This is a genomic window from Corynebacterium hiratae (assembly GCF_009708045.1).
Classification (GTDB): Bacteria; Actinomycetota; Actinomycetes; order Mycobacteriales; family Mycobacteriaceae; genus Corynebacterium; species Corynebacterium hiratae.
Map to the genome: position 1 here is coordinate 277817 of NZ_VIOG01000001.1, position 25645 is coordinate 303461.

Consider the following 25645-nt stretch of genomic DNA (forward strand, 5'->3'; position numbering starts at 1 on the left):
AAATCAAAAGGGGCGGGATGGTGAAAGTTAGCGGGGTGTCTCGTCGAGTTGCGGATCGCTGATGAACTGGAGGCCGTCACCGCTAGCTGAGGCGGTGACGAGGGTGCCGTCGCCAAGCACGGCAACGTTCTGAGCGTCCGCCACCGTGGCCATGCTGCCGACGGACTCCGGAACACCCGCAGCGACGGTGAAGGCGTGCAACAGATTGTTGTCAGTGGTGGTCACCCAAGCCAAGGAACGCTCTGCGTCCCAGGCCACGCCCCACGGCGTGCCGTCGGTGTTTCCGTACTGATGCAGGCGGATGACGTCGCTGGCGGTGTAAATGGCCACGCGTTTGCCCACGGTGTCTGAAGCTACGACCACGGCGCCCTCACCGCCCGCGATCTGTCCCACGCCCTGGCCAGAGCGAAGGCGTCCACCCGCGCGATCCTTCTCCCAGTCCAACGACTGAATTGTGGAGTCCTCCCTGAAGATGCGGACGATGCCGTCGGCGCCATCCGGATTAGGCACGGAGATGAGCTGATCCGAGCCTGCTTCCACCGTGATATCGCTGCTCCGTTCACCGTCCACGTAGACCCCGATAGTCGTGGACTCCCGAGAGCCCACAAAAACCTCGCCGCTGGAGGCCTCTGCGGCCACCGTCACCGGCGTCTCCTCATTCACTGCCAACTCCTGGGGGGAATCAGGCTTCTGGGGATCAAAAAGCAGTACCTTATCCCCACAGGCGAGAAGGAAGTGCTGGTCGGAGACAGTCAGGTCGCCACATTTCGCATCGACGGATACCGTGGTGGCCTTCTCCTCGGTGAAGTCATCGGCAGTACCTACGGCGAGTGACTCATCGGTGCGAACTGCAAGGACGTCACCGACTGCGGCGAGATCCGACACGGCATCGAAGGGGACGACGTTGCCCACCGGCTTGGTGGCCGCCGGGGAGGAGGCGGGTTCGGCCTTGCCATAGACCGCGGAATTGGGATCTGCGCCAACACCAACCGTGGGATTGCAGGCGGCAAGAGCGCAGGCACTGGTGAGAAGGGCAGAAGAAAGCAGAACACGACGCATTTTCACGATCCCTCATCCTAGCAGTCAGCGTGGTGGAAACCGGAAGCCATGGACCGCGCTAGTAGGCTGTCGCGGGTGACTACAACAGCGACAACTGAAGCCATGACATGGATGCAGGTCATCATCCTCTCCCTCGTCCAAGGCCTCACCGAATTCCTGCCCGTGAGCTCTTCCGGACACCTGCGCATCGTGTCCACCCTGTTTTGGGGCCAAGACGCAGGTGCCTCCTTCACTGCGGTCATCCAGCTCGGCACCGAGTTGGCAGTGATCGTGTACTTCGCGGGAATGATTTGGCAGATCCTCAAAGGCTGGTTCATAGGCCTCGTGCACAAGGAGCAGCGCGGCCAGGATTATCGCATGGGATGGATGGTCATCGTCGGTTCTATCCCCATCGGCATCCTGGGTGTGCTGGGCAAGGACCTGATTAGGGATAACCTGCGCAACCTGTGGATTACCGCATCTATGCTTGTGCTCTTCTCTTTCGTTTTCATCATCGCCGAGAGGGTAGGGAAGAAGGAACGCAGCTTCGAGGAACTGACGATGCGCGATGCCATCGTCATGGGCCTGTGCCAGTGCTTGGCACTTATCCCAGGTGTCTCGCGCTCGGGAGGAACGATTTCGGGCGGCCTCTTTTTGGGCTTGGATCGCGAGGTGGCGACGCGCTTTAGCTTCCTCTTGGCCATTCCTGCGGTCATGGCTTCGGGGCTGTTTTCGCTTGGCGACGCCTTCGGCCCCACCGTGGGGCAGTCTGCCACCGGCGCCCAGCTGCTCGTCGGCACGCTCATCGCATTCGTCGTCGGCTATGCGTCTATTGCGTGGCTGCTGAAGTTCGTGGGCAGCCACTCCTTCGAATGGTTTGCGGCCTACCGCATTCCTGTCGGGCTTCTCGTCATGCTGTTGCTGGGCCTCGGGGTTCTTGCCCCCTAACCGGCCATGCGCCCGCGGCGGTGGGACCACACGTTAGGATGGTGCCCATGCAATCTTGGCCTGTCCCGCACATCGATTCCGTCCCTGGCGCCCCGTCGCCGCTTCACCTCTATGATTCCGCTGATGAAGAGGTAAAGAAGCTCAACATCAAGGGGGAGACCGCCACGATGTATGTCTGTGGCATTACCCCTTATGATTCCACTCACCTGGGCCATGCAGCGACCTATCTGACGTTTGATCTGATTTACCGCCAATTGCTGGATAATGGCTACACCGTGAATTACGCCCAGAACATCACCGACGTGGATGATCCGCTCTTCGAGCGCGCTGAGCGCGACGGTGTGGATTGGCGCGAACTGGGCACCTCGCAGATTAATCTTTTCCGCTCGGACATGGAGCTGCTCTCCGTGTTTCCGCCTCAGCACTTCGTCGGAGCGATGGAGGCCATCGACGAGATTACGGTCATGGTGCAGGCGCTTCTCGACGCCGATGCAGCCTACGTTGTCGACGATCCTGAGTTCCCGGACATCTACGCTTCCATTGAGGCCACGAAGAACTTCGGCTACGAGTCGAATTATTCTCGCGAGCAGATGGAGACCTTCTTTGCCGAGCGCGGCGGTGACCCGGACCGTCCCGGCAAGCGGGATCCTTTGGATGCGCTCATTTGGCGCGCCCACCGCGAGGGCGAACCCGCCTGGGAATCTCCGTTTGGCCCGGGGCGTCCGGGCTGGCACATCGAGTGTTCCGCCATCGCGACCAACCGGCTCGGGTCCAGCTTTGATATCCAGGGCGGCGGATCGGATCTGAAGTTCCCGCACCACGAATTCTCCGCGGCCCATGCGGAAGCAGCGTTGGGTGTAGAGCGCATGGCCCAGTCCTATGTGCATACCGGCATGATCGGTTTGGATGGCACCAAGATGTCGAAGTCATTGGGCAACCTGGTGTTCGTCCACAAGCTCGTCGAGGCGGGCGTCGACCCTTCGGCCATCCGTCTCGGTGTGTTCGCCGGCCATTATCGAGCCGACCGTGACTGGTCCGATGCGGTCCTGAACACCGCGCAGGAGCGGCTGGAGCGCTGGTGGGCGGCTTCCCGCACGGCAGGCAACGTGGAGGAAGTCAAGGCGGTCGTGCACCACGTGCGTCGTGCCTTGGCCGACGACCTCGATACGCCACGTGCCCTTGAGGTCATCGATCAATGGGCAGATAAGGCACTGCAGGCTGGTGCTTCGGATGAGGAGGCGTCCGGCTTGCTGCGCACTGCACTTAATTCTCTGCTGGGCGTGCGCCTCTAGACAACTTCAGGCATGATTTAGCTCATGACGATTCGCGCCGAATTCCAGCCCACCGTAGATGAGTTCATGTCCAACCTCGAGTCCTTTGCCACCGGGGATTATCTCAAGGAAGAGGAAAAGGAGTTCTGGGAGGCACCGTTCGATGCAACGGTGCTCCCGGATCTTCGCAGCATCCTCGAGTCCTTCCTCGATGATCTGGATAAGCTGCCCGATGATCCGGAAGGTGGGCTGTTGAGTGCAGCGGTGCGCCCCTCCGTGGAGAAACTCGCCGCCTTCAACCGAAAGAATGCTGACGCAGTGCTGGAGCCGGAGGAAAAGGAGGAGCTCACGGAGCTTATTCACTCTGCCTCGGCGGCCACCGGCGCGGATGACGATGCCTTGGCACAGCTACCGGAACTGGATTTTTAATTGACTGATAGCGAGCAGGCTGCAGGTGCTACCCGTCCCGCAGCGATCTTCTGGGATATGGATGGCACCCTTACTAATTCCGAGCCCCTTTGGGAGCAAGCCACCTTCCACCTCTCCGAAACGCTGGGACGCCGACTAACGCCGACGGAGCGGTTAGCCACGGTAGGTGCCACGTTCGAGGACACCTTAGCCATCTGCGCCGATAAGGCGGGCGTCGTGCTTCAGCCGGGAGATACCGAAAAGTACCGCCGGCTCATGTTCGACTATGTCAAGTCCCTTTTCGCCGAACACCTCGAGATTTTCCCGGGTATTCCGGAGCTGCTTGGTGAGCTCAAGGAGCTGGGTGTGTCCATGATGGTGACCACGAATACCGAACGTTACGTGGCTGACTCCGCGATTGCTGCTTTAGGCCGACACTACTTCGTGGACACGATTTGCGGTGACGAAGTCCCGCGGGGCAAGCCCGCTCCGGACATGTATGCCGAAGCTGCCCGCCGGGTAGGCGCCTTACCGCAGGATTGCCTGGTCTTTGAAGATTCTGCAGCCGGCATGCGCGCGGCTGTCGACGCCGGCTGCACCGTTATCGCGTTGCCCGAGGGCGACCACGTTGCGGTACCGGAGGAGGCGACCGTCATCACCGAGTTGCGCGGAACCCAGCACCGCCATCTCGACGGCGCTTCAGCCGCCGACGTCCACGACTGGTACAACCGCCTACGCGCACTCTAGCCGCCGCGGATTCGCTGCGGGGCGGTGGAGCGGTTGACTCCTTCCGTCGGGATTTCGGCTAGGGAGGAAGCATTTTATGCAGCAGTGTGGAAGAATAAGCCATTGTGAAGAATTTTGAGAGCCTGTTTGAGGAATTGTCCCAGAAAATCGCCGAGCGCCCTGAAGGCTCCGGCACCGTGGAAGCTTTTGACAAAGGGATCCACCACCTGGGCAAGAAAATCATCGAAGAGGCTGGCGAAGTGTGGATTGCCGCAGAGTATCAGTCCGATGAAGAGCTCGCCGAGGAGATGTCGCAGCTGCTGTACTGGCTCCAAGTCATGGCCCACAAGCGTGGCCTGAAGCTCGAGGACATTTACACCTACCTCTAATCGGCCGCCCAGTACGAGGGCTTCCAGCAGTTTCAACAACCAGCGCAATCACCGTAGAAAGCACCGCACACTCATGATCAAAATCGCCGTCCCTAACAAAGGCTCTCTGTCCGAGGCCGCTCTGGAGATCCTCAAGGAAGCAGGATATAAGGGCCGTGGTCACAATAAATCGTTGAACGTAGTGGATGAGGACAACGGCGTCGAGTTCTTCTTCCTGCGTCCGAAAGATATCGCCATTTATGTCGCGCAGGGTGTCCTTGATCTCGGGATTACTGGCCGCGACTTGGCTCTCGATTCGCGCGCGAAATTCAACGAAGTCTTGGACCTCGGTTTTGGCGCCTCGACGTTCCGCTACGCAGCACCAGCGGGGGAGCAGTGGGATGTTCCGAAGCTCCAGGGCAAGCGCATCGCCACTTCGTACCCTAACGTTGTGCGCAATCACCTCAGCGCGAATGGAATTGAGGCTGACGTCATTCGCCTCGACGGAGCGGTAGAGATTTCGATTCACCTCGGTGTCGCAGACGTGATCGCAGATGTTGTCTCAACGGGAACTACCCTGCGTCAGCAAGGGCTTAAGCCCTTTGGCGAACCCATCGTTTCTTCCGAGGCGGTCGTGATCAAGCGCGAGGGCGAAGAAGTCACGGCCGAAGAGAACGTTGTGCTCAGCCGCATTCGCGGAATCCTCAACGCCCGCCACTATGTCATGCTCGATTACAACGTGGCGGAAGAGAAGCTCCCGGACGTCGAAGCTGTGACCCCCGGCTTGACTGGTCCCACCATCTCACCACTGGCACGCGAAGGGTGGGTGGCTGTGCGCGTCATGGTGCCCCGCAAGCAGGCTAATCAGGTGATGGACGCGCTGGAAGGGCTCGGCGCCGAGGCAATCTTGGCCTCGGATCTGCGAATTGCCCGCTTTTAGGGGGAGAATCCAAGCATTTTATTCGCGCTCCTAGCTACGATGGGGGCTGACCATCATCGTTCTTCGATTTTTATGCAAGGAGTCAGCCCCGATGGCAAAGACAACTAAGAAGGATGCTCAGCCGGAGGCCAAGGAGACCAAGGACGTGAAGTCCCAGGTCGAGGAAAAAGCCACCAACAAGGCTCCGAAGTCCCCGTCCAGCAAAAAGACGCGTACTGAGACTGATCTTCTCGGCTCCATGGAGGTTCCGAGCGATGCGTACTACGGCGTTCATACGCTGCGCGCTATCGAGAACTTCCAGATTTCCTACGTCACCATCAACACCATCCCGGATTTCATCCGCGGTATGGTGCAGGTCAAGAAGGCAACCGCGATGGCTAACCGCCGTCTGCACGTCCTTCCTAAGAAGAAGGCAGAGGCAATCATCTGGGCTTGTGACCAGATCCTCGAAGTGGGCCGCTGCATGGACCAGTTCCCGCTGGATGTCTTCCAGGGTGGCGCTGGCACCTCGCTCAACATGAACACCAACGAGGTTGTGGCCAACTTGGCGCTCGAGCACCTCGGTGAGGAAAAGGGTGCCTACGACATCATCAACCCGAACGATGATGTCAACATGTCCCAGTCGACCAACGACGCATACCCCACCGGCTTCCGCTTGGGCATCTACTACGCCATGGAAGACCTCATCGAGCGCATCGATACCCTGCAGGCAGCATTCCACGCCAAGGGCAATGAGTTCGTTGACATCCTAAAGATGGGCCGCACCCAGCTGCAGGATGCCGTTCCGATGACCCTTGGCGATGAATTCAAGGCCTTCGCGCACAACCTGGCGGAAGAGCAGGCCATCCTGCGTGACGCCCAGAAGCGTCTGCTGGAGATCAACCTCGGCGCAACCGCTATCGGTACCGGCGTGAATACCCCGGCCGGCTACCGCCACCAGGTCACCGCCGCACTGTCCGAGGTCACTGGTCTGGAGATTAAGACCGCCCGCGATCTCATTGAGGCAACCTCTGACTGTGGCGCTTACGTACTGCTGCACTCCACCATCAAGCGTGCAGCAATGAAGCTGGCCAAGATCTGTAACGACCTGCGCCTGCTGTCCTCTGGTCCGCGTGCTGGCCTGGCAGAAATTAATCTGCCGCCGCGTCAGGCTGGTTCCTCCATCATGCCGGGTAAGGTCAACCCGGTTATCCCGGAGGTTGTTAACCAGGTCTGCTTCAAGATCTTTGGTAATGACCACGTCGTTACCATGGCCGCTGAGGCAGGCCAGCTGCAGCTCAACGTTATGGAGCCGGTCATCGGTGAGGCACTGTTCCAGTCCATCCGCATCATGGGCAACGCCGTCGACACCCTGCGTGAGAAGTGCGTCGTGGGCATCACTGCCAACGCTGACGTCTGCCGTGCTTATGTGGAGAACTCCATCGGTATCGTCACCTACCTGAACCCGTTCATCGGCCACCACAACGGTGACCTCATTGCCAAGGAGTCCCTGAAGACCGGCAAGGGAGTCAAGGAACTGGTTCTGGAGAAGGGCCTGCTCGACGAGGAAACCCTCAACAAGGTTCTGTCCGTGGAAAACCTCATGCACCCGGAGTTCCGCGGCCAGCTGTACATCGACGAATAAATCGTCGCCCAGCACTAGCGAGAGCGAATCGCTCATGCTGTACAACACACGCCCGCGCTGCCTCAATGATGGCGGCGCGGGCGTGTGCCCGTTTTCAACCACACCAGGTATCACGCCCTCTCTCGAGACCGAGCCGTCGGTGCGCACTTTTGTGGAAACGGACACAATCGGGCCTGAATACTCGCTAAAGCCACACTAATAGGGAAGAATAAAAACTGTCAGTTCTCGCGCCATGGTCGTGTTCTGACCGCCGCGCGAATTACCACCCATACTGCAGTTCAACTGCACATATTGGAGTTACACAATGGTTGTAGTGCACATCCTCATCGTCCTTGCGGCGATCTATCTCGGTGCCCGAATCGGTTCAATTGGCATTGGTATGGCCGGCGGCTTGGGCGTTCTACTTTTGGGCCTCACCGGCGTCCCCGTCACCCGCGAAGATATCCCCTTCGATGTCATCGGCATCATCATGACCGTTATCGCGGCCATCGCTGCCATGCAGCGCGCCGGTGGCATGGACTATCTCGTCTACCTGGCAGAGAAGTTCCTTCGTAAAAACCCGAAGAAGATCACGTTCTACGCCCCGGTCGTCACGTGGCTGATGACCGTTCTGGCAGGCACTGGACACACCGCTTTTTCCACGCTCCCGGTTATCGTCGAGGTAGCCAAGGAAGGCAAGGTCCGCCCCTCACGCCCGTTGTCCATCGCGGTTGTTGCCTCGCAGATGGCCATCTGCGCCTCACCCATCTCTGCGGCCGTCGTCTTGCTGGCCTCCCTGTTGGAGCCCATGGGCGTGGGCTATTTGCAGATCCTCGCCGTACTCATTCCTGCGACGTTCCTCTCCATTTTCCCTGCCGCCTGGATTGCCAACCGAGCAGGCGCTGAGCTCGAAGATGATCCCGTTTACCAAGAACGCAAGGCGCAAGGCTTGGTGAAGATGCCACAGGGCTCCCACAACTACAGCCCGATGCAGGGCGCCAAGACCTCCGTGATCATCTTCTTGGTTGCCATCGTCATCGTTATGCTGTGGGCCACCCTGACCTCCTCCCAGGTAGGACTCATCGAAGAGCCGACTCTGCCCCGTAACGAAGCCATCATGACGGTGATGCTTACCGCTGCAACCCTCATCGTCATGATCACCAAGATCTCCGCTGGCGATGTTCTCAACACCCCAGTGTTCAAGTCTGGCATGTCTGCCTGTATCTGTGTGCTTGGTGTGGCCTGGTTGGGCACCACGCTGATTAACCACTACATGGAGGACATCCAGGCTATCTCCGGGTCCATCATCGAGTCCGCCCCATGGTTGCTGGCCATCGTGCTCTTCTTTGCTGCGGCGCTGTTGTACTCCCAGGCAGCTACCACCAAGGCTCTCATGCCTGCGGCCCTGGCCCTTGGCGTCAACCCGCTGACTGCAGTCGCTGCCTTCCCCGCGGTATCCGCTCTGTTCATTCTGCCGACGTACCCGACCCTGTTGGCGGCCGTTGAAATGGATGACACTGGCTCGACCCGCATCGGAAAGGCTGTCTTCAACCACCCGTTCATCATTCCTGGCACTGTGAGCATCGCCTTGTCGGTCCTCCTGTGCTACGCCATCGGCGCAGTCGTTCTCTAGCATTATCAAAAAATTATTTGATTTTGCTCAAGACACTTCTTTAGCGCGCTAAGCTGGTGGGCATGACTACGCAACCTTCTGATGTTGAGATCGCTCAAGCCCACCAGCTCGAACCCATCACTGATATTGCCGCCCGCGCCGGTATCCCAGCGCCCGCCCTTATCCCTTATGGGCAGAACAAAGCCAAAGTAGATATCACCCAAGTTGGGGATACACCCGCCAACGGCAAACTCGTCCTCGTTACTGGTGTCTCGCCGACTCCAGCAGGTGAGGGCAAATCCACTGTCCTTATCGGTTTGACCGATGCCCTCACCCAGCTGGGGAAGAAGGCTATCGTGGCACTGCGCGAGCCCTCCCAGGGCCCCGTCATGGGCATTAAGGGAGGTGCCGCGGGAGGCGGCTACTCCCAGGTTGTTCCCATGGAGGACATCAACCTCCACTTCACGGGTGACTTCCACGCCATCTCTGCGGCGACCAATACCTTGGCCGCCATCATCGATAACCACATCCACCAAGGCAACGCTCTCAACATCGATCCGCGTCGCATCACCTGGCAGCGCTGTATCGACGTCAACGACCGCGCGCTTCGCAATGTCGTCACCGGTCTTGGCGGCCCAGCCCACGGTGTACCGGGGGAGACCGGTTTCACCATTACCGCGGCATCCGAAATCATGGCCATCCTGGGACTCGCCACTGACTTGGCAGACCTGAAGAAGCGCCTTGGCGACATTACCGTGGGCTACACCTATGACCAGAAGCCGGTCACTGCCCGCGAGTTGGGGGCAGAAGGCGCGCTGACGGCACTGATGCGCGATGCACTCAACCCCAACTTGGTGCAAACTCTCGGCGGAACCCCGGCCTTCGTCCACGGCGGACCATTTGCCAACATCGCTCACGGCTGCAACACGCTCCTCGCTACCCAGACCGCGATGCGCTTCGGCGATATCGTTCTTACGGAGGCAGGGTTCGGCGCGGATCTCGGCGGTGAAAAGTTCCTCGACGTCAAGTCCCGCTTCGGTGACCTCGATGTCGCCGGCGCCGTCGTCGTGGCGACAATCCGTTCCCAGAAGTACAACGGTGGCCAGCCACGTGAGGAACTGACTACGGAAAACCTGGAAGCGTTGAAGAAGGGTGTGGTCAACCTCGAGCGCCACGTGGAGAACCTCCGCAAGTTTGGTCTGACCCCAGTGGTGGCCCTCAACCTCTTTGGCAGCGATACCGATGCCGAGCGCGAGTTCATGCGCCAGTGGGCGGCAGACTTTAACGTCGCGCTCGAGGAAGCAGAGGTGTGGGCCAAGGGAGGCTCCGGCGCCACCGCGCTAGCTGAGCGCCTTTTGGACAGCCTCTCCGAAGGCTCCTCTCACCAGCTTTACGATCCCGCCGATGGTATCGAGGCATCCATCGAGACCATCGCCACGGAAATTTACCGCGCAGAACGCGTCGAGTATTCCTCCAAGGCCCTCAAGGATCTCAAGTACATCAAGGACAACGGCTGGGAGAAGTTCCCCGTCGTTATCTCTAAGACCCAGTACTCCTTCTCCGATGATCCCAGCCAGCTCGGCGCTCCGGAAGGCCACGTCCTCCACGTCCGCGAACTTCAGCCGCGCACCGGCGCTGGTTTCATCGTTGCCCTAACCGGTGACGTCATGACCATGCCGGGCCTGCCAAAGAAGCCCGCGGCGAACAACATCGACGTTGCCGCTGACGGATCGATCTCCGGCTTGTTCTAAGCCTCCGTGCGGTCTACGCAGCGCAATCTACGCGGTCTGGTCGGGCCACCCGGGATACTCGGGTGGCGTTCCACCAAAAGCCGGGCAGAGGTCTTGGAACGAGCACCAACCGCACAGCTTTGAAGTCTTCGGCCTAAAGTCTCCGGCCTTGCCATCGCCTTCGATTCTGGCCCAGAGCTCGCCTAGGTCGCGCTCGAAATACTCCAGTTCCTCCGGTCCCGGCGTGAGGAACATAGAGTCCAGAACCTTGAGGTACATCAGCCGCAGCTGCGTAGGGATGGTGCCGAGTAGCCGCCAGTACACCAGCGCGTAGAAATTCATTTGGAACTGCGCGTCCTGGGAATAACGGGGGAGCGGCTTCTTTCCGGTCTTATAGTCGACCACACGCACCTCGCCGGTGGGGGCGACGTCGACGCGGTCGATAAACCCGCGCACCGGCACGCCGTTGGGCAGCACGGTGTCGACGTACATTTCGCACTCGTGGGCGTCGAAACCTTGCGGGTTTTCCATCTGGAAGTAGCCCTTGATGAGCTCACGTGCTTCGACGAAGAAGTCGAGTTCTTCCTGTTCTGGGACTAATTCGCGTAGCTCGGGATCGGATTCAATCATCACTGCCCATTCGGGCTTAATCATCTTCACCGCCACCGGGTACTCCCGCTCCTCGCGGGGTAGCTGGTGCATCTTTTCCAGGACGGCGTGGACCAGCGTTCCCTTGACCTGTGCCTTCGTCTTGGGCTCGGGGAGCTTGTCGATGGCCCGGAAGCGATAGAGCAGCGGGCACTGCTTGTAATCGGAGGCGCGGGAAGGGGAGAGGGCTAGTCGTTTCGGCATAATGTTTCTCAGCCTAGCGCATAGGCACACACAGTCCTTCCGGCATCACCCGGCAGTCCGTGGCAAGCTGGAAGCATGAGCACTACGCAAGATTTTCTCGATTTCATCGCCGCCAGCCCGTCCTCCTACCACGCGGCTGAGGAGGTAGCGCGCAGACTCGTTGAGGCGGGTTTTAGCCGCCAGGATGAGTCCGCCGAGTGGTCAGCCGAACCGGGCGGCCACGTCATGGTCCGGGGTGGTGCGGTCATGGCATGGTTTGTCCCCGAGGGCGCGAGCCCGGACTCCGGCTTCCGGATTATCGGCTCCCATACTGATTCGCCCGGTCTTGCTCTCAAGCCCACCCCAGATTTCGACTCCGCCGGTTGGCAGCAGGTGGCCGTGGAAGTCTATGGCGGTGTGCTTCTCCACAGCTGGTTCGACCGTGAGCTCACCGTCGGCGGCCAAGTAATTCTGAACGATGGCACACGCCACTTGGTCAATACCGGGCCTTTGCTGCGCTTGCCTTCGCTGGCTATCCACCTCTACCGCAAGGATGAGTTCAAGCCGGATCGCCAGCGCCACATGCAGCCGGTGCTCTCCGTAGGTACACCGGAGACGTCGGTGATGGGGGTCGTCGGCAAGCAACTCGGCGTTGCCCCAGAAGACATCGCTTCCTTCAACCTCATTACCGCCGATGCCCAGCGCGGTGAAGTCTTTGGCGCCGGCGAAAAGCTCATCGCTGCTGGACGCATGGATAACCTCTCTTCCGTCCACGCCTCCCTGCGTGCCCTTCTCGCCGCTGCCCGCAACGCCGACTCGATTGAGCACAAGGACATCCTCGTCATGGCGGCCTTCGACCATGAAGAAGTTGGCTCCTCTTCGCGCTATGGCGCGGGTGGGCCGATTCTGGGGGATATCCTTACCCGCACCGCTCGGGCGCTTGGTGCCAATGAGGAGCAGCGCTTCCAAATGTTCGCGCGCTCCAGCTGTGTGTCAGCCGATGCCGCCCACTCCGTGCACCCGAACTACGCGGAAAAGCACGATCCCACCCACCACCCGATCATCGGCCAGGGGCCGGTGACCAAGATCAACGGCAACCAGCGCTACGCTTCCGACGCCAACACTGTGGCCCTGTGGGAATCTGCCTGCCGCCGCGCCGAGGTGCCCTACCAGCGCTTCGTAGGCAATAACGACGTGCCCTGCGGCTCCACTATCGGGCCGATTTCCGCCACCCGCTTGGGTATTCCCACCGTCGACGTGGGAGTGCCGATGCTCTCGATGCACTCAGCCCGCGAGCTGGTGGGCGAGCGCGACCAACTATGGCTTGGTAACGCCCTTGAGGCATACTTGGTGGGTTAATCCTAGCCACCCAAACTATGTGAAAGGTTCCCACGCCATGGCTTATTCTGGCCCCTTCCGCTACGGCGACCGCGTGCAGCTCACCGATGCCAAGCGGCGTCACTACACCATCGTCCTCGAGGAGGGAGGCCAGTTCCATTCGCACAAGGGAATCATCAACCACGATGATGTCGTCGGCATGGATGAAGGCTCCGTCATCGACTCGACACTAGGTAGCTCCTTCCTCTTGTTCCGCCACCTCATGGTGGACCATGTCCTGTCGATGCCACGGGGTGCCGCGGTGATTTATCCCAAAGACTCCGCGCAGATTCTGGTCGAAGGCGACATCTTCATGGGCGCACGCGTGCTCGAGGCCGGCGCCGGTTCCGGCGCTCTCTCGATGACGCTGTTGCGCGCCGTAGGGCCCGAAGGCCACGTTTTCTCCTATGAGGTCCGCGATGATCATCTGGAATACGCCGTGGACAACGTCACCGAATACTTCGGTAAGCAGCCCGAATGGTGGAGCCCGCGTCTCGGAGACTTGGCCGATGTCACCGTCGAGGATCTGGGTGGCCCGGTGGACCGCGTCATCTTAGACATGCTCGAGCCCTGGGAGCACCTCGAGAAGGTGCGCGATATCCTCATCCCGGGCGGCGTTTTCATGACCTATGTCGCCACCGTGCCGCAGCTGATGAAGGTGATGGAGGGCATCCGCGAGCTCAAGTGCTTTACGGAGCCGCGGGCCTGGGAGTCCCTCGTGCGCGAATGGAAGGTGGAGGGCTTGGCCACCCGCCCGGAGCACCGCATGAACGCGCACACAGCGTTTCTGATCTGGACACGCCGGCTTGCCGACGGCGTCACGCCACCCCGCCCGCAGCGCCGCGCCCGAAAGTAAACCCTTTCACACTAATCGTGGGTTGCTGCGCGCTAGGGTGGGATCTATGAACGATGCCACTCATTCCCAGGAACTTGGCCAGCAGCGTCGCCAGATAGAGCAGCTCGCTGAACGCAATGCCAAGCTTGCTGCCCTGTTGAAGGATGCTCGCACGAAGCTTCAGCAGATGCTCGCGGAGGTTGACGCCCTTGCGGAGCCCGCCTCCACATACGGTGTCTTTCTGGGCTATTCCGGGCGTGCGCACGATTCGCGCCGCGACGCTGAGGTTTATACCAATGGCCGAGCCATGCGGGTCAAGATTTCGCCGAACCTCGAGCCCGGCTCCCTGAAAGTAGGGCAGCAGGTGCGCTTGGGCGAGGGCTTCGTCGTCGTGGAGGCCTGCGCACCGGTAAATACGGGCGCGTTGGCCACGCTACAGGAGCGTCTCGGCACCGACCGCGCCGTGGTCATTAATTCCTCTGGTGAAGAGCAGGTTATTCTCCTCGCCGCAGCGTTGCGGGATACCGTGCGCGCCGGCGATACCCTCTTGGTCGAGCCCAAATCTGGTGTTGCCACCGAGCGCGTGCACAAGACTGAGGTAGCGCAGCTCACGCTGGAGGAGGTTCCTGACGTCTCCTACGAAGACATCGGCGGTTTGGACGAGCAGATCTCCCTCATCCGTGACTCCGTCGAGCTGCCTTTCCTGCACCCGGAGCTCTACCGCCAGTACGATCTCCAGCCGCCCAAGGGCGTGCTGCTCTACGGCCCGCCAGGCTGCGGAAAGACGCTCATCGCCAAGGCGGTAGCGCATTCGCTGTCCGCGTCGCTGGGAGCTAGTGCCCCCAGCTACTTCCTCAATGTGAAGGGCCCAGAACTGCTCAATAAATTCGTAGGCGAGACTGAGCGCCGCATCCGCCTCATCTTCGAACGCGCCCGCGAGCTTGCTTCCGAGCCCACCGAGGATGGCAGCCAGCGCCCGGTCATCATCTTTTTCGATGAGATGGAATCCATCTTCCGCACGCGTGGCTCCGGTGTGTCCTCCGATATGGAGACCACCGTCGTCCCGCAGCTGCTGACGGAGCTGGACGGTGTGGAGAAGCTCAGCAACGTCATCGTCATCGGCGCCACCAACCGCGAGGAACTCATCGACCCCGCCATCATGCGCCCGGGGCGCCTCGATATCAAGATTCGCGTCAACCGCCCGACCAAGCAGGGCGCGCGGGAAATCTTTGCGCGCCACTTTCCGGAATCAGTCCCGCACGAGGGTGACCTTTCCCAGCTCATCGATACCGCGGTCGACGATCTCTACGCCGAGCGGCCGTTCGTCAAACTCCACTTCGCTAACGCGGATCCGCGCGTGCTGCATTACCGGGACTTCGTGTCCGGCGCAATGATCGCCAACATCGTCTCCCGCGCGAAGAAGCTGGCTATCAAGGAGGCGTTGGACGCAGCCACTACCGCCGATGGCGCGAAGACCACCGGCATAACCGCAGCGCACCTCCACGAGGCTATCGCCGCGGAACAGGCTGAATCGGAATACGTCCCCACCTCCGCCAACCCGGAAGAGTGGGCAAAGATCGTTGCCGGTACCTCTGCTGGCGCATATGTCACCCAGGTCGAATTGATGGGAGTGTAGCCATGAGCCGTGTTCTAGGAACCGAAACTGAGTATGGAATCTCCACGCCGTCCAACCCGGCGCTGTCACCGATCGTGACCTCCACCCATGCTGTTGTGGCTTATGCCGCCCTGCATACCGGTGCGCGCTCCCGCTGGGATTTTCGGGAGGAGCACCCGCTGCGCGATAGCCGCGGCTTCGATCTCAAGCGCTACCACACCGTGCCGGTGGTGGACCCGAACGCGCTGGGTGTGGCCAACGTGGTGACCGCCAATGGCGCGCGTTTCTACGTCGACCACGCCCACCCCGAATACTCCTCACCGGAGTGCACGAATGCCTGGGATGCGATGCTTTACGATGCCGCCGGCGACCTCATCCTGCGCCGTGCAGGGGAGGCCGTAGCATCGCTGACCGCGCAGGGCACGTCCGTGTTGGCCACACACGATCCCTGCCCGCCGCTGAAGTTTTACAAGAACAATGTGGACGGCAAGGGGGCTTCCTATGGCAGCCACGAGAATTACCAGTACTCTCGGGACACCGACTTCGATGATATTGCCCAGGGGCTGATTCCTTTCTTCGTTGCCCGCCAAGTGGTCACCGGTGCCGGCCGCATGGGTGTGGGCGTCGATGGAGAGGAGCCAGGTTTCCAAATTTCGCAGCGCGCGGACTACATCGAGCAGGAAATCTCCCTAGAAACCACCCTTAACCGCGGCATCATTAACACCCGCGACGAGCCACACGCGGTGGCCGAGGACTTCGGCCGCCTGCACGTCATCATCGGTGACGCCACGATGTCCCACACCTCGACGCTGCTCAAGCTAGGCATGACCTCGCTAGTACTCGATGCCATCGAGAGCGGCGTGGATTTTAGTGATCTGCGCCTAGCAGAGCCGGTGGCGGAGGTGCAGCGGGTGAGCCGCGACCTCACCTTGACACACCAGCTGGCGCTTCGCGACGGCCGCCGCCTCACCGCCCTCGACATCCTCGCCGTCTACCGCGAAAGGGTTACCGCCACCTCCGAAGCGGATGAAAAGGTACTCACCGCCTGGGACGAGGTTGTCGTGCTTCTGGCCGACAACCCGCTCAAGGCCGCCCACCTGCTGGATTGGGTAGCAAAATACCGCTTGATTAAGGGCTACCTGGACCGCGGCGTGGCGGCCGATGACCCGAAGCTGGCGCTCATCGACTTGCAGTACACCGACATCGATCCGGCAAAGTCCCTCTACCATGCGCTCGTACGCAAGGGGCAGATGAGGACCTTGGTCAGCGAGGAAGAGATTGCTGCTGCAGCGGAAACGCCGCCCGCGGATACCCGCGCCTACCTGCGCGGCCACGCCACCCGAAAGTTCGGGGAGGATGTCTTGGCGGCGTCCTGGCAGTCGCTGACCTTCCGCATCGGTGAGGCCGAGGGAGCCAACTCTGGTACTGCCTGCGTGGCACTCGACGACACAAAAAGACTCGGGCAGGACGAGGTGGGCGCTCTGCTGGAATCTGCGGACAGCGCCGCCGACTTCGTTAATAGTTTGCGCCAGCTCGGGGTGCGAATCGAGTACCCTACACTGTATTAGCGCAGCATTTTCCACTCGCGAAAGGAGCTCTTAAGAATGAGCGGACAGCAATCTCAGATCAACGCCGGTGGCGGCAACGGTCAAGGAGGCGACACTCCGGAGTTCGACGCCGGACAAGTCAGCATCAACAGCGCGGGTACCGATGACCTCCTCGATGAGATTGACGGCCTTTTGGAGTCCAATGCCGAGGAGTTCGTGCGCTCCTACGTCCAAAAGGGCGGCGAATAAAGGTGGAGCAGCCCTCCGATAACGCCCCCGTTTATGCACGGCGGATTATGGGCATCGAAACCGAGTACGGCATTACTGCGAGCACAAGCGATGGACAGCGGGTGATGTCCCCGGATGAGATCGCCCGCGTGCTTTTCCGGCCCATCGTGTCGAAGTACTCCTCCTCCAATATCTTCAGCCCCAACGCCTCCCGCCTCTACCTCGACGTGGGTTCCCACCCGGAGATCGCTACCGCGGAGTGCGATAGCTTAAGCCAGCTCATTGCCTATGAGCGCGCCGGCGATGCCATGGTCAACCGCATGGCCGTGCAGGCGGAGGAAACACTGGCGGCGGAGGGGGAGAAGCGCGCTGTCTACTTGTTCAAGAACAATGTGGACTCTGCGGGCAATTCCTACGGCTGCCACGAGAACTACCTCATCGGCCGCCACGTGGTGCTCAAGGACCTTGGCAAAGCTCTGCTGCCATTCATGATCACCCGCCAGCTCATCTGTGGAGCAGGAATGATTAGACCTGCCAGGGGAGAGGAACCGGCGCGTTTCGTGCTCTCGCAGCGCGCCGATCAAGTCTGGGAAGGTGTGTCCTCCGCGACGACTCGCTCGCGCCCCATGATCAATACTCGCGATGAACCGCACGGTGATTCCAAGCGTTTCCGCCGAATGCACGTTATCGTTGGCGACTCCAACATGGCCGAACCCACGATGGCCCTCAAAGTTGGCTCCACGCTGCTCATGCTGGAGATGCTGGAAGCCGGTTTTGAGGTGCCGGCATTCTCGGTACTCGAGCCAATTAAACACATTAGGGCCATCGCGCTCGACCCCACCGGCCGCACCGAGCTTCCGCTTGAGGGAGGCGGCAGCACCACCGCGCTCGCCGTACAGCAGGAGCTCTGTACCGCTGCCGAGCGCTGGCTGGATCACCGCGAGGACGCAGGCACTCCGACGGTTGAGTTAGCCCGTGTCGTGGACTTGTGGAAGCGCACCCTCCAGGCCATCGATACTCAGGATTTCTCCGGCGTTGACCGCGAGATCGATTGGGTCATCAAGCGCAGCCTGCTGAACCGCTACCGCGAGCGCCTGGGCGGGGATTGGTCGCACCCCAAGCTGGCACAGATTGACCTGACCTACCATGACATCCGTCCAGGTCGCGGCCTCTACAGCGTATTGGAGCAGCGCGGCATGGTGAAACGCTGGATCGACGATGCTGCAATCAACGCCGCAATCGACACCGCCCCGCAGACCACCCGTGCCAAGCTGCGCGGGGAGTTTCTCGCTGTTGCCCGCGAGCTCGATGCCGCGGTAACGGTGGATTGGACGCGGATGAAGGTCAACCGGCCTGAACCGATGACCGAGGAGTTCTCCGACCCCTTTGTGTCCGAGGACCCGCGCCTAGATGGGTTGTTAGACTACATGCGTTCGCACCCAGGCTCGTAGAGCCGTAGAGCTGATCAAGGAACCTGCCACTATGCCTTCAGCAGATCGCACTGCAGCCCGGACGCCGGTCAGAGACCGCGCTATCGAAAGGCTCACCAACCTCACCTTTGCCCTGCATGGGGCAGCGCACCAAGGCGGGGTTCCGGACCGCAGCGCGGCGTGGATCCGCAGCCACGTCGAGGGCTACCAGTCACGCAGCGATGAAGCCTTTCACAAGCAGCTTTCCCGCGACATCGTGACCCTGCAGCGCGCCGGTGTGCCAGTAGTACACAGCAGCGGCGCGGAAGGTTCGCTGTACCGGCTCGATCCCGAAAACTACCAGCTACCTCCCGTCGATTTCACGCCGGAGGAGGCCATGGTTCTCGGCGTAGCCGGCGGCATCGGCACTCCGGGAGGCTTAAGCGATTTCAGTCTCTCCGCGTGGACCAAGATCGCAGCCTCAGGCGCCTCCCGCGACTTGAGCGGAGCGCCGGTGTACACCGCAGTCAACGACATGACCAGGTTGAGCCCAGAGCTCGTCACTGGAGTCATCACCGCAGTGCGTGCTGGGCTGCGCATTTCCTTCGATTACTACGCCACGCCCTCTGCCGAGGCGGTTCGCCGCCATATGGATCCCTGGGGGCTGGTCAACCACCGGGATCGTGTTTATCTCGTCGGTTGGGATGTGGACCGCGAGGCTCCCCGAACTTTTCGCGCTACCCGCGTGGACAACGTCAGGCGCTCGCGCGCTGCGGCCACGCACCTCGAGCCCACTGCACCACTGCAGGATCTCGTTGTAGAGGCGCTGGAGCGGGGCGAAACGGTAAATGCTGTCCTCGAGGTTCCCGGGGGTCAGGCCGCCGAGCTTGTCGACGCCGGACGCAGGCGCGAGGATGGACTCCTAGAACTCACCAACGTACACCGCGATTGGTTGGTGCGTACCGCTGCTGGCTATGCACCAGATGTCGTGGTTATCGAGCCACCCGAGGTTCGTGCCGACATCATCGCACTCCTAAGTGTCGGTGATGCCCCATCATCAGCGTCTGGCGAGGAGGCCCGCCATGGTTGATCAACCACGCAAGCTGCAGTCCCTTGTTCGCTCCCTCAACCTCATTCCTTACCTGCGCAACCACCCGGGCTTGACCCCGATGGAGGCTGCCGAGGATTTAGGGATGACCCCTGCTGAGCTTAAGGATGCTATCGACCGTCTCTTCTGCTCCGGTGTAGGCCGCAATACTGAGGACCTCATTGACTTAAGCTTTAGCTACCGCGATGGCATCGAAATTTACAACGACCAGGGCCTGACCCAGGCATTGCGCCTGACCCCAACTGAGGCCGGCGCATTGTTGCTGACGCTCGAGTCCCTTGAGGCAATGCCGGGGCTTGTCGACGTCTCCGCGGTCCACTCTGCCGCCGCGAAGCTGCGCGAGATCATGGATGAAAAGACAGCCGCCATCTATGATTCCCTGGCCACGACCGATCCCGAGGAGTCCGAGGTGCAAGCGGCGTTGGCGGGGGCCGTCGACAAGCGCCGGCAAGTGCGTTTTACCTACTGGAGTATGTCCTCCAACCGCACCAGCGAGCGCACCGTGCACCCGGCCCGCATCTTTATCGTGGACGGCGAACCCTATTTGGTGGCCTGGGACGAGTCGGTGGGGGAGCACCGAACGTTCCGCCTCGACCGCATGAGTGATGTTGAGGTGCTTGACGCAACCGCCACCCCACATGTGCGCGAACTGGATTTCGACCCGGACTCCCCGTTTGGTCTAGATCACACTCTCACCGCCGAGCTGGAGATTCACCAAGAATTCACCTGGCTAGCGGAACACTACGACATCACCCTTGGCGAGACCCTAGAAAATGGCCTCATAGCTGCAACGATGCCGGTCGGCTCGGAGGCGTGGTTTAGCCGTTTCGCGCTCGGCCAAGCTGATCGCATGCGGGTTGTGGGGCCGCAGAAGCTCGTTGACGCCATTTCGGAGCATAGAAAACGAGCACTGGAGCGTTATACTCAACTGCCAGACTAAGAGCTCTCCCGCGTGCACGTCGCTCAGCGTCGCGCTGTGTGAACAAGCACGCTTCATCGACCAAGAAAGAAGGGGCACCCTCAATGACCGTGGGACCTTTGGAAATCGGCCTTGTTGTTCTCGTGATCGTGCTGTTGTTCGGCGCTAAGAAGCTGCCGGAGCTGGCTCGCTCCATGGGCCGGTCTATGCGCATCTTCAAGTCCGAAGTCAAGGAGATGAAAGAGGAGAACAACACCTCTGAGCAGCAGGGCCAGATCGCGGGCTCCAAGCAGTCCGACGAGGACTTCTGGAACAGCCCGGAGATGCAGCCGCGCACTTCCAAGCCGGCTGACGGAAACCAGAACTAATAATCTTTCCCGGCAGGCAGACCACACTCCGAGTCCCTCGGCGTGCTGAGGCCTCGCCTGCCGTCGTGGGCTTTTCTGTGGAGGTCTTGCTTTGAGTACCGCGAGTACACCGTCGAATCCTGCTTCTAACGCGCCGAAGCAAAAATGGAGCTCAAAGCTACGCCGCAAGCCCAAGAACCCAACGGGGGAGATGACCTTAGTTCAGCACCTCCAGGAGCTGCGCCGACGCATCGTCATTTCCCTTCTCGCCCTCGTTGTGGGTGCCATCATCGGATTCATCTGGTACCAACACGCCCCGTTTGGCATGTCACCGCTAGGTGAGATTTTGCGCGGTCCCTATTGCTCACTCCCTGAAGAGAGCCGTGTTTCCTTCTCCGCGGACGGCGAATGCCGTCTGCTCGCAACCAGCCCCTTCGAAATGCTGATGCTCCGACTCAAGGTTGGCGCGTTAGCCGGCACCGTATTGTCCTCACCGGTCTGGCTCTACCAGATATGGGCCTTCATCGTGCCCGGCCTGCACAAGAACGAACGCCGCTTTACCTTCTTGTTCGTCTCGACTGCGGTCCTGCTCTTCGTGCTCGGCGCGGTTCTCGCCTACGTCATCCTTTCCGTGGGTCTGGAGTTCCTCATGGGCATGGGCTCGGAGTACCAGACCGCAGCACTGACAGGTGAACGTTACTTCTACTTCCTGCTGGCGTTGCTCCTCATCTTTGGCGTCAGCTTTGAGATCCCACTACTCGTGGTTTGCCTCAACCTGATCGGTGTCTTGGAATATGACCACGTCAAAGATAAGCGCCGCATCATCATTGTCGTCATCATGATCTTCGCCGCGGTTGTTACACCGGGCCAAGAACCCTTCTCAATGTTGGTTTTGGCCGGTGCTCTCGTGGTTCTTGTGGAGATAGCTTTCCAGTTCTGCCGCATCAACGACAAGCGCCAGAAGCGCCAGCGCCCAGACTGGATGGACTTGGACGATGAAACTGCCTCGTCGCTGGATGAAGGTCCGGGTGCCATTGGCGCACCGACTCCGGTGTCTGCATCCACGAGCGTTTCTGCGTCGTCGCGGCCGGTATCTTCCGGGCCTGTCGCCCCGGCTTCGACTCCTGACGCTCGGGTACCGCAGCCTCAACAGACGAATACTCAGCCCCCGCAGAGCGGCTTCTTCGACGACGTTCTCTAACCTCGTCAGCCTTCTTAGCGAACTTGTTCAATCGTTCTGCTTGGCGCCGGGGACCGGCGCACTAGTACGCCGTCCCTGACAGGTACCCTGGGGACTTATGACACTGACGCATCTGGACGAGTTCACCCAAGCGCTTCCGTACTCACTGGATGAATTCCAGATCCAAGGATGCCAAGCCGTCGAAGCTGGCCACGGTGTTCTGGTCTGTGCGCCCACCGGCGCGGGTAAAACCGTGGTGGGTGAGTTCGCCGTGTCCTTGGCGCTGCGCCAAGGGACCCGCTGTTTCTACACCACACCCATCAAGGCGCTGAGTAACCAGAAGTACCACGACCTAGTTGACGCGCATGGTGAGGATGCGGTCGGGCTGCTGACCGGTGATGTCTCCATTAACTCCTCCGCGGACATCCTCGTGATGACCACTGAGGTCCTGCGCAACATGATTTATGCAGGCTCAGGCGCATTGGATCGCTTGACCCATGTGGTGATGGATGAGATCCACTTTCTCGCGGATGCCTCCCGCGGCGCAGTGTGGGAAGAGGTCATCCTCAATCTTGAGGAGCACGTCTCCATCATTGGTTTGTCGGCAACGGTGTCCAACTCCGAGGAATTCGGCCGGTGGCTGACCACCGTGCGTGGGGATACCAAGGTCATCGTCACCGAAAAGCGCCCCGTTCCGCTGGATCAGTGGATGATGGTCGGCCGCAAAATCTATCCGCTCTTTGAACCCGACTCAGGCGGCCAGGTCAACGCTGAACTGGCGCGGCGCATCCAACGCCTGGAGGCGGGCGATACCGATAATGGCCGCACAGACTATGCCCAGAACCGTGCGAGCTTCCGCGCCCGCGCCCGTCACAAAGGTGGCGGGCGCCATGACCGGCACAGTGATCGGCGCAGCGGCGCGCCTCGTGCGCAGGACCGTTACCGTCCGCTTGGCCGCCCGGAGGTTCTCAAAGAGCTGCAATCAATGGAGATGCTGCCGGCAATTACCTTCATCTTCTCCCGCGCGGCTGCGACGGTGCTCTGTATCAGTGCTTGCGCTCCCGCATGGTGCTGACCTCCCAGGAGGAGGCTGTTGAGATCAAGGCCATCGTCGATAAGGGCGTGGAAGGCATTCCGGAAGAAGACCTCAAGGTCCTTGATTTCAAACGTTGGCGCGAAGCACTCTCGCGGGGCTTTGCTGCCCACCACGCAGGTATGCTGCCGGCCTTTAGGCACATCGTGGAGGAACTGTTCGTCAAGGGCCTCGTGCGGGCAGTCTTCGCCACCGAAACGTTGGCCCTAGGAATCAACATGCCGGCGCGCACCGTGGTGCTGGAGAAGCTGGTGAAATTTAACGGCGAGGCACACGTGGACCTGACACCGGGCCAGTACACACAGCTCACCGGCCGCGCCGGTAGGCGAGGCATCGATACCTTGGGCAATGCCGTCGTTCAGTGGGCACCCGCTATGGATCCCACCGCGGTGGCGGGGCTTGCGTCAACTCGTACCTATCCGCTCATTTCCACTTTCGAGCCCGGCTACAACATGGCTATCAACCTGCTGGGCATGCTTGGCTTTGATGACTCGCTCCGATTGCTGGAGAAGTCTTTCGCCCAGTTCCAGGCGGATGGATCCGTTGTGGAGGAAACCCGAGAGATTGAGCGCGCTGAGCACCGCGTCCGCGAGCTACGGGAACAATTGGATCAAGCCGTGGATAACTTGGCTCCGCCGACAATTGATGGTGAAGATCCGGCGGAGATCCTCATGGACTATATGCGGCTGCGCCGAGCGCTGACCGAGGAGGAGAAGTCAGCGCGGGCATCCAAGAAGGAGGAGAGAAACAAGGAAGTTGCCGCAGTACTGGCTCGCTTGCAGGTGGGCGAGGTCATCGCCATCGCAACCAAGAAGCGGCCAACGTTGGCTGTCGTTATTACTCCGGCCAACCAGACTGCTGATCCACGCCCCTGGGTAACCACTGAAACGGGATGGTCTGGACGCATCGATTCCGCCGGTATCGATAATCCGCCGATCGTCGTTGGGCACATGAAGCTCCCGCGCGCAGCGCAGAAGAACCCGCGCCGCCATACCCGATTTGTCCAGGAGTCCTTCAAGCGCGACTACTACAAGCGTCCGAAGAAGATGCGCACTGAGCCGCGTAATCGCCCCAACAAGAAGATCGCGCAGTTGCGCGATGCCCTCCGCGAACATCCGGTGCACCTTTGGCCCGCGACCGACCGCGAGCAGCTGGCCGGGGTGGCGCAGAAGCTGGCGCGCCGCGAACGCGAGCTAGCCAGGCTTGAGGATAAGGTCGAGCGCGCCACGGATACTCTTGGCCGCACCTTCGAGCGCATCGTGGATCTTCTGGCGGAGATGGACTACGTGGAGTTTGATGGTTACGGCGAAAACCGCGAGCCGGTCATCACGGATGAGGGCGAGCGTCTGGCCAAAATCCACTCCGAGTCGGACCTACTGGTGGCGCAATGCCTCAAGCGCGGTATCTGGAACGACCTCGACCCGGCGGAGCTGGCCGGTGTGGCCTCCCTCTGTGTCTTTGAAAACCGCAAGACCACTCGCGGGGAACCCGGTGCGGCTACCGACGCAATGGCTAACGCCATGGACGCTACATGGCGCATTTATAGCGAGCTCGTCGCCGATGAGAAACGCCATAACCTGCCGCAAACGAGGGAGCCGGAGCCGTCGTTCGCGCTAGCTATCCACCAGTGGACGGCGGGCGCGCCTCTGGCCTATTGCATGGCTGCTGCCAACGATTCCGGCGCGGAGCTGACTCCCGGTGACTTTGTCCGCTGGTGCCGCCAGGTCATCGACCTGCTCCAGCAGGTGGCGAAGACGGGCTACGAGGACGAAATTCGTCGCAATGCCCGGCGCGCCATCGACGCGATCCAGCGCGGCGTCGTCGCCATCGGCGCCTAGGCTTAGCGCCTAGTCTTCGGAGCCACCGCGAAGCAGCGCCGTGGCTGCCGCCGCGAGTGCTTGGCGGTGGGGCGCAACGAGCGCCACGGTGGCGAGCTTGAGGTTGCGCCCCAGCGGGTTAAGGATGAGAGCTTGTGTACCGATAACAGCGTCATCGACTAAAGCTGGACCGCCCGAGTCACCTTTGACTGCCGGAATCGTGTTGAAGACTAAACCGGCGGGGGAGACGGTGGTGCGGAAGTCAATGGACCAGGTGCGGAAGAAGGGAAGGAGAAAAAGCCCACTGCGTTGTTGGGCACGGCGAGCTTTCCCGCCATATCCCCAGGTGGTTACTGGAGCACGGAATGGCGGGGTGTTTTCCGCAAGCCCAGGAAGGTCCCGGGGCGGGGCCGGCCGGTCGAGCAAGCACAGCGCCATGTCGGTCCCATCGATCGTGCGCACGGCGGCCACGCGCCGGTTGAACCCGCCACTCACCCTGTAGTGATCCCCCTTATCAAGGCCGTCGCGGAAGAAGTGCGCGCAGGTCAGAACCAACCGGGTTGCCTGTTGGGAGCGGGGTCTTAAGGACGCATCGATGAGCACTCCCGAGCAATAGCTTGAGCGAGTCCGGAGCTTGACGGCAGCGGGATAGGAATTCACGCCTCCCAGCTTAACTGGACAAAGGCGGGCGGTAG

Annotated in this window: 22 protein-coding genes and 1 pseudogene; 20 read left to right on the forward strand and 3 right to left on the reverse strand. The window is 60.7% G+C overall.

From position 1 onward, the window contains the following. Positions 1-27: 27 nt before the first annotated feature. Positions 28-1059: an NHL repeat-containing protein gene (locus FME68_RS01265; RefSeq protein ID WP_158395624.1), complete on the reverse strand. Its 1032-nt coding sequence runs from the start codon at positions 1057-1059 to the stop codon at positions 28-30. A gap of 75 nt (positions 1060-1134) precedes the next feature. Between FME68_RS01265 and FME68_RS01270 the strand changes: the two genes are divergently transcribed. The 9 genes from FME68_RS01270 (at position 1135) to FME68_RS01310 (ending at position 10665) form a co-directional block, all read left to right on the forward strand. Continuing rightward, positions 1135-1986, forward strand: a complete 852-nt coding sequence (locus FME68_RS01270; protein WP_180963872.1) for an undecaprenyl-diphosphate phosphatase — start codon at positions 1135-1137, stop codon at positions 1984-1986. A gap of 47 nt (positions 1987-2033) precedes the next feature. Further along, positions 2034-3278, forward strand: coding sequence for a cysteine--1-D-myo-inosityl 2-amino-2-deoxy-alpha-D-glucopyranoside ligase (gene mshC, locus FME68_RS01275; protein WP_158395476.1), 1245 nt, complete (start codon positions 2034-2036; stop codon positions 3276-3278). A gap of 24 nt (positions 3279-3302) precedes the next feature. Continuing rightward, positions 3303-3686 (forward strand): hypothetical protein, encoded by a 384-nt coding sequence (locus FME68_RS01280; protein WP_046649142.1) that lies wholly within the window; start codon positions 3303-3305, stop codon positions 3684-3686. Next, complete coding sequence (locus FME68_RS01285; RefSeq protein WP_070547426.1) at positions 3687-4412, forward strand: HAD family hydrolase; 726 nt, start codon at positions 3687-3689, stop codon at positions 4410-4412. Between the two features lie 104 nt (positions 4413-4516). Beyond that, on the forward strand, positions 4517-4780 hold the full coding sequence (locus tag FME68_RS01290) for a phosphoribosyl-ATP diphosphatase (protein WP_046649144.1): 264 nt from the start codon (positions 4517-4519) through the stop codon (positions 4778-4780). A 73-nt stretch (positions 4781-4853) separates the two neighbouring features. Further along, positions 4854-5699: an ATP phosphoribosyltransferase gene (gene hisG, locus FME68_RS01295; RefSeq protein WP_046649145.1), complete on the forward strand. Its 846-nt coding sequence runs from the start codon at positions 4854-4856 to the stop codon at positions 5697-5699. Positions 5700-5790: 91 nt separating this feature from the next. Beyond that, the gene (gene aspA / locus FME68_RS01300; RefSeq protein WP_158395478.1) at positions 5791-7323 is read left to right on the forward strand and encodes an aspartate ammonia-lyase; all 1533 of its coding nucleotides are present in this window, start codon (positions 5791-5793) and stop codon (positions 7321-7323) included. A 304-nt stretch (positions 7324-7627) separates the two neighbouring features. Then, a complete protein-coding gene (locus FME68_RS01305; protein ID WP_071410120.1) occupies positions 7628-8935 on the forward strand; it encodes an anaerobic C4-dicarboxylate transporter in 1308 nt (435 codons plus the stop codon). Positions 8936-8997: 62 nt separating this feature from the next. Next, a complete protein-coding gene (locus FME68_RS01310; RefSeq protein WP_158395480.1) occupies positions 8998-10665 on the forward strand; it encodes a formate--tetrahydrofolate ligase in 1668 nt (555 codons plus the stop codon). Positions 10666-10692: 27 nt separating this feature from the next. Here FME68_RS01310 and FME68_RS01315 read toward each other — a convergent pair whose 3' ends face one another. After that, on the reverse strand, positions 10693-11496 hold the full coding sequence (locus FME68_RS01315) for a RecB family exonuclease (RefSeq protein ID WP_046649148.1): 804 nt from the start codon (positions 11494-11496) through the stop codon (positions 10693-10695). A gap of 75 nt (positions 11497-11571) precedes the next feature. Here FME68_RS01315 and FME68_RS01320 point away from each other — a divergent pair, with 75 nt between their 5' ends. The 11 genes and pseudogenes from FME68_RS01320 (at position 11572) to FME68_RS01370 (ending at position 24971) form a co-directional block, all read left to right on the forward strand. Beyond that, on the forward strand, positions 11572-12834 hold the full coding sequence (locus FME68_RS01320) for a M18 family aminopeptidase (protein ID WP_070511860.1): 1263 nt from the start codon (positions 11572-11574) through the stop codon (positions 12832-12834). 37 nt (positions 12835-12871) lie between these two features. Beyond that, positions 12872-13708 carry a tRNA (adenine-N1)-methyltransferase gene (locus FME68_RS01325; RefSeq protein ID WP_049157698.1) on the forward strand — a complete coding sequence of 279 codons (837 nt, stop codon included), beginning with the start codon at positions 12872-12874 and terminating at the stop codon, positions 13706-13708. A gap of 46 nt (positions 13709-13754) precedes the next feature. Further along, positions 13755-15323 carry a proteasome ATPase gene (arc, locus tag FME68_RS01330; protein ID WP_158395482.1) on the forward strand — a complete coding sequence of 523 codons (1569 nt, stop codon included), beginning with the start codon at positions 13755-13757 and terminating at the stop codon, positions 15321-15323. Positions 15324-15325: 2 nt separating this feature from the next. Further along, positions 15326-16870: a depupylase/deamidase Dop gene (gene dop, locus FME68_RS01335; protein ID WP_158395484.1), complete on the forward strand. Its 1545-nt coding sequence runs from the start codon at positions 15326-15328 to the stop codon at positions 16868-16870. Between the two features lie 36 nt (positions 16871-16906). Next, on the forward strand, positions 16907-17098 hold the full coding sequence (locus tag FME68_RS01340; protein WP_010186632.1) for a ubiquitin-like protein Pup: 192 nt from the start codon (positions 16907-16909) through the stop codon (positions 17096-17098). Positions 17099-17145: 47 nt separating this feature from the next. Beyond that, the gene (gene pafA, locus FME68_RS01345) at positions 17146-18528 is read left to right on the forward strand and encodes a Pup--protein ligase (protein WP_158395628.1); all 1383 of its coding nucleotides are present in this window, start codon (positions 17146-17148) and stop codon (positions 18526-18528) included. Positions 18529-18559: 31 nt separating this feature from the next. Then, positions 18560-19576: a helix-turn-helix transcriptional regulator gene (locus FME68_RS01350; protein WP_158395487.1), complete on the forward strand. Its 1017-nt coding sequence runs from the start codon at positions 18560-18562 to the stop codon at positions 19574-19576. Then, positions 19569-20534, forward strand: a complete 966-nt coding sequence (locus FME68_RS01355) for a helix-turn-helix transcriptional regulator (RefSeq protein ID WP_158395489.1) — start codon at positions 19569-19571, stop codon at positions 20532-20534. The genes FME68_RS01350 and FME68_RS01355 overlap by 8 nt, the downstream gene beginning before the upstream one ends. Before the next feature lie 83 nt (positions 20535-20617). Next, positions 20618-20881 carry a Sec-independent protein translocase subunit TatA gene (gene tatA / locus FME68_RS01360; RefSeq protein WP_046649155.1) on the forward strand — a complete coding sequence of 88 codons (264 nt, stop codon included), beginning with the start codon at positions 20618-20620 and terminating at the stop codon, positions 20879-20881. A gap of 190 nt (positions 20882-21071) precedes the next feature. Then, on the forward strand, positions 21072-22061 hold the full coding sequence (gene tatC / locus FME68_RS01365) for a twin-arginine translocase subunit TatC (RefSeq protein WP_070547434.1): 990 nt from the start codon (positions 21072-21074) through the stop codon (positions 22059-22061). 97 nt (positions 22062-22158) lie between these two features. Next, positions 22159-24971, forward strand: a pseudogene (locus FME68_RS01370) (DEAD/DEAH box helicase). A 9-nt stretch (positions 24972-24980) separates the two neighbouring features. Here the strand turns inward: FME68_RS01370 and FME68_RS01375 are convergent. Then, positions 24981-25610: a trypsin-like peptidase domain-containing protein gene (locus FME68_RS01375; RefSeq protein ID WP_328287673.1), complete on the reverse strand. Its 630-nt coding sequence runs from the start codon at positions 25608-25610 to the stop codon at positions 24981-24983. Between the last annotated feature and the right edge of the window lie 35 nt (positions 25611-25645).

Coding starts and splice junctions, on each gene's coding strand:
- FME68_RS01315 (WP_046649148.1), bottom strand. CDS start 11,496: ATGCCGAAACGACTAGCCCTCTCCCCTTCCCGCGCCTCCGATTACAAG.
- FME68_RS01320 (WP_070511860.1), top strand. CDS start 11,572: ATGAGCACTACGCAAGATTTTCTCGATTTCATCGCCGCCAGCCCGTCC.
- FME68_RS01265 (WP_158395624.1), bottom strand. CDS start 1,059: ATGCGTCGTGTTCTGCTTTCTTCTGCCCTTCTCACCAGTGCCTGCGCT.
- mshC (WP_158395476.1), top strand. CDS start 2,034: ATGCAATCTTGGCCTGTCCCGCACATCGATTCCGTCCCTGGCGCCCCG.
- pafA (WP_158395628.1), top strand. CDS start 17,146: ATGGGCATCGAAACCGAGTACGGCATTACTGCGAGCACAAGCGATGGA.
- FME68_RS01310 (WP_158395480.1), top strand. CDS start 8,998: ATGACTACGCAACCTTCTGATGTTGAGATCGCTCAAGCCCACCAGCTC.
- dop (WP_158395484.1), top strand. CDS start 15,326: ATGAGCCGTGTTCTAGGAACCGAAACTGAGTATGGAATCTCCACGCCG.
- tatA (WP_046649155.1), top strand. CDS start 20,618: ATGACCGTGGGACCTTTGGAAATCGGCCTTGTTGTTCTCGTGATCGTG.
- FME68_RS01280 (WP_046649142.1), top strand. CDS start 3,303: ATGACGATTCGCGCCGAATTCCAGCCCACCGTAGATGAGTTCATGTCC.
- FME68_RS01355 (WP_158395489.1), top strand. CDS start 19,569: ATGGTTGATCAACCACGCAAGCTGCAGTCCCTTGTTCGCTCCCTCAAC.
- FME68_RS01350 (WP_158395487.1), top strand. CDS start 18,560: ATGCCTTCAGCAGATCGCACTGCAGCCCGGACGCCGGTCAGAGACCGC.
- tatC (WP_070547434.1), top strand. CDS start 21,072: ATGACCTTAGTTCAGCACCTCCAGGAGCTGCGCCGACGCATCGTCATT.
- aspA (WP_158395478.1), top strand. CDS start 5,791: ATGGCAAAGACAACTAAGAAGGATGCTCAGCCGGAGGCCAAGGAGACC.
- hisG (WP_046649145.1), top strand. CDS start 4,854: ATGATCAAAATCGCCGTCCCTAACAAAGGCTCTCTGTCCGAGGCCGCT.
- FME68_RS01340 (WP_010186632.1), top strand. CDS start 16,907: ATGAGCGGACAGCAATCTCAGATCAACGCCGGTGGCGGCAACGGTCAA.
- arc (WP_158395482.1), top strand. CDS start 13,755: ATGAACGATGCCACTCATTCCCAGGAACTTGGCCAGCAGCGTCGCCAG.
- FME68_RS01325 (WP_049157698.1), top strand. CDS start 12,872: ATGGCTTATTCTGGCCCCTTCCGCTACGGCGACCGCGTGCAGCTCACC.
- FME68_RS01305 (WP_071410120.1), top strand. CDS start 7,628: ATGGTTGTAGTGCACATCCTCATCGTCCTTGCGGCGATCTATCTCGGT.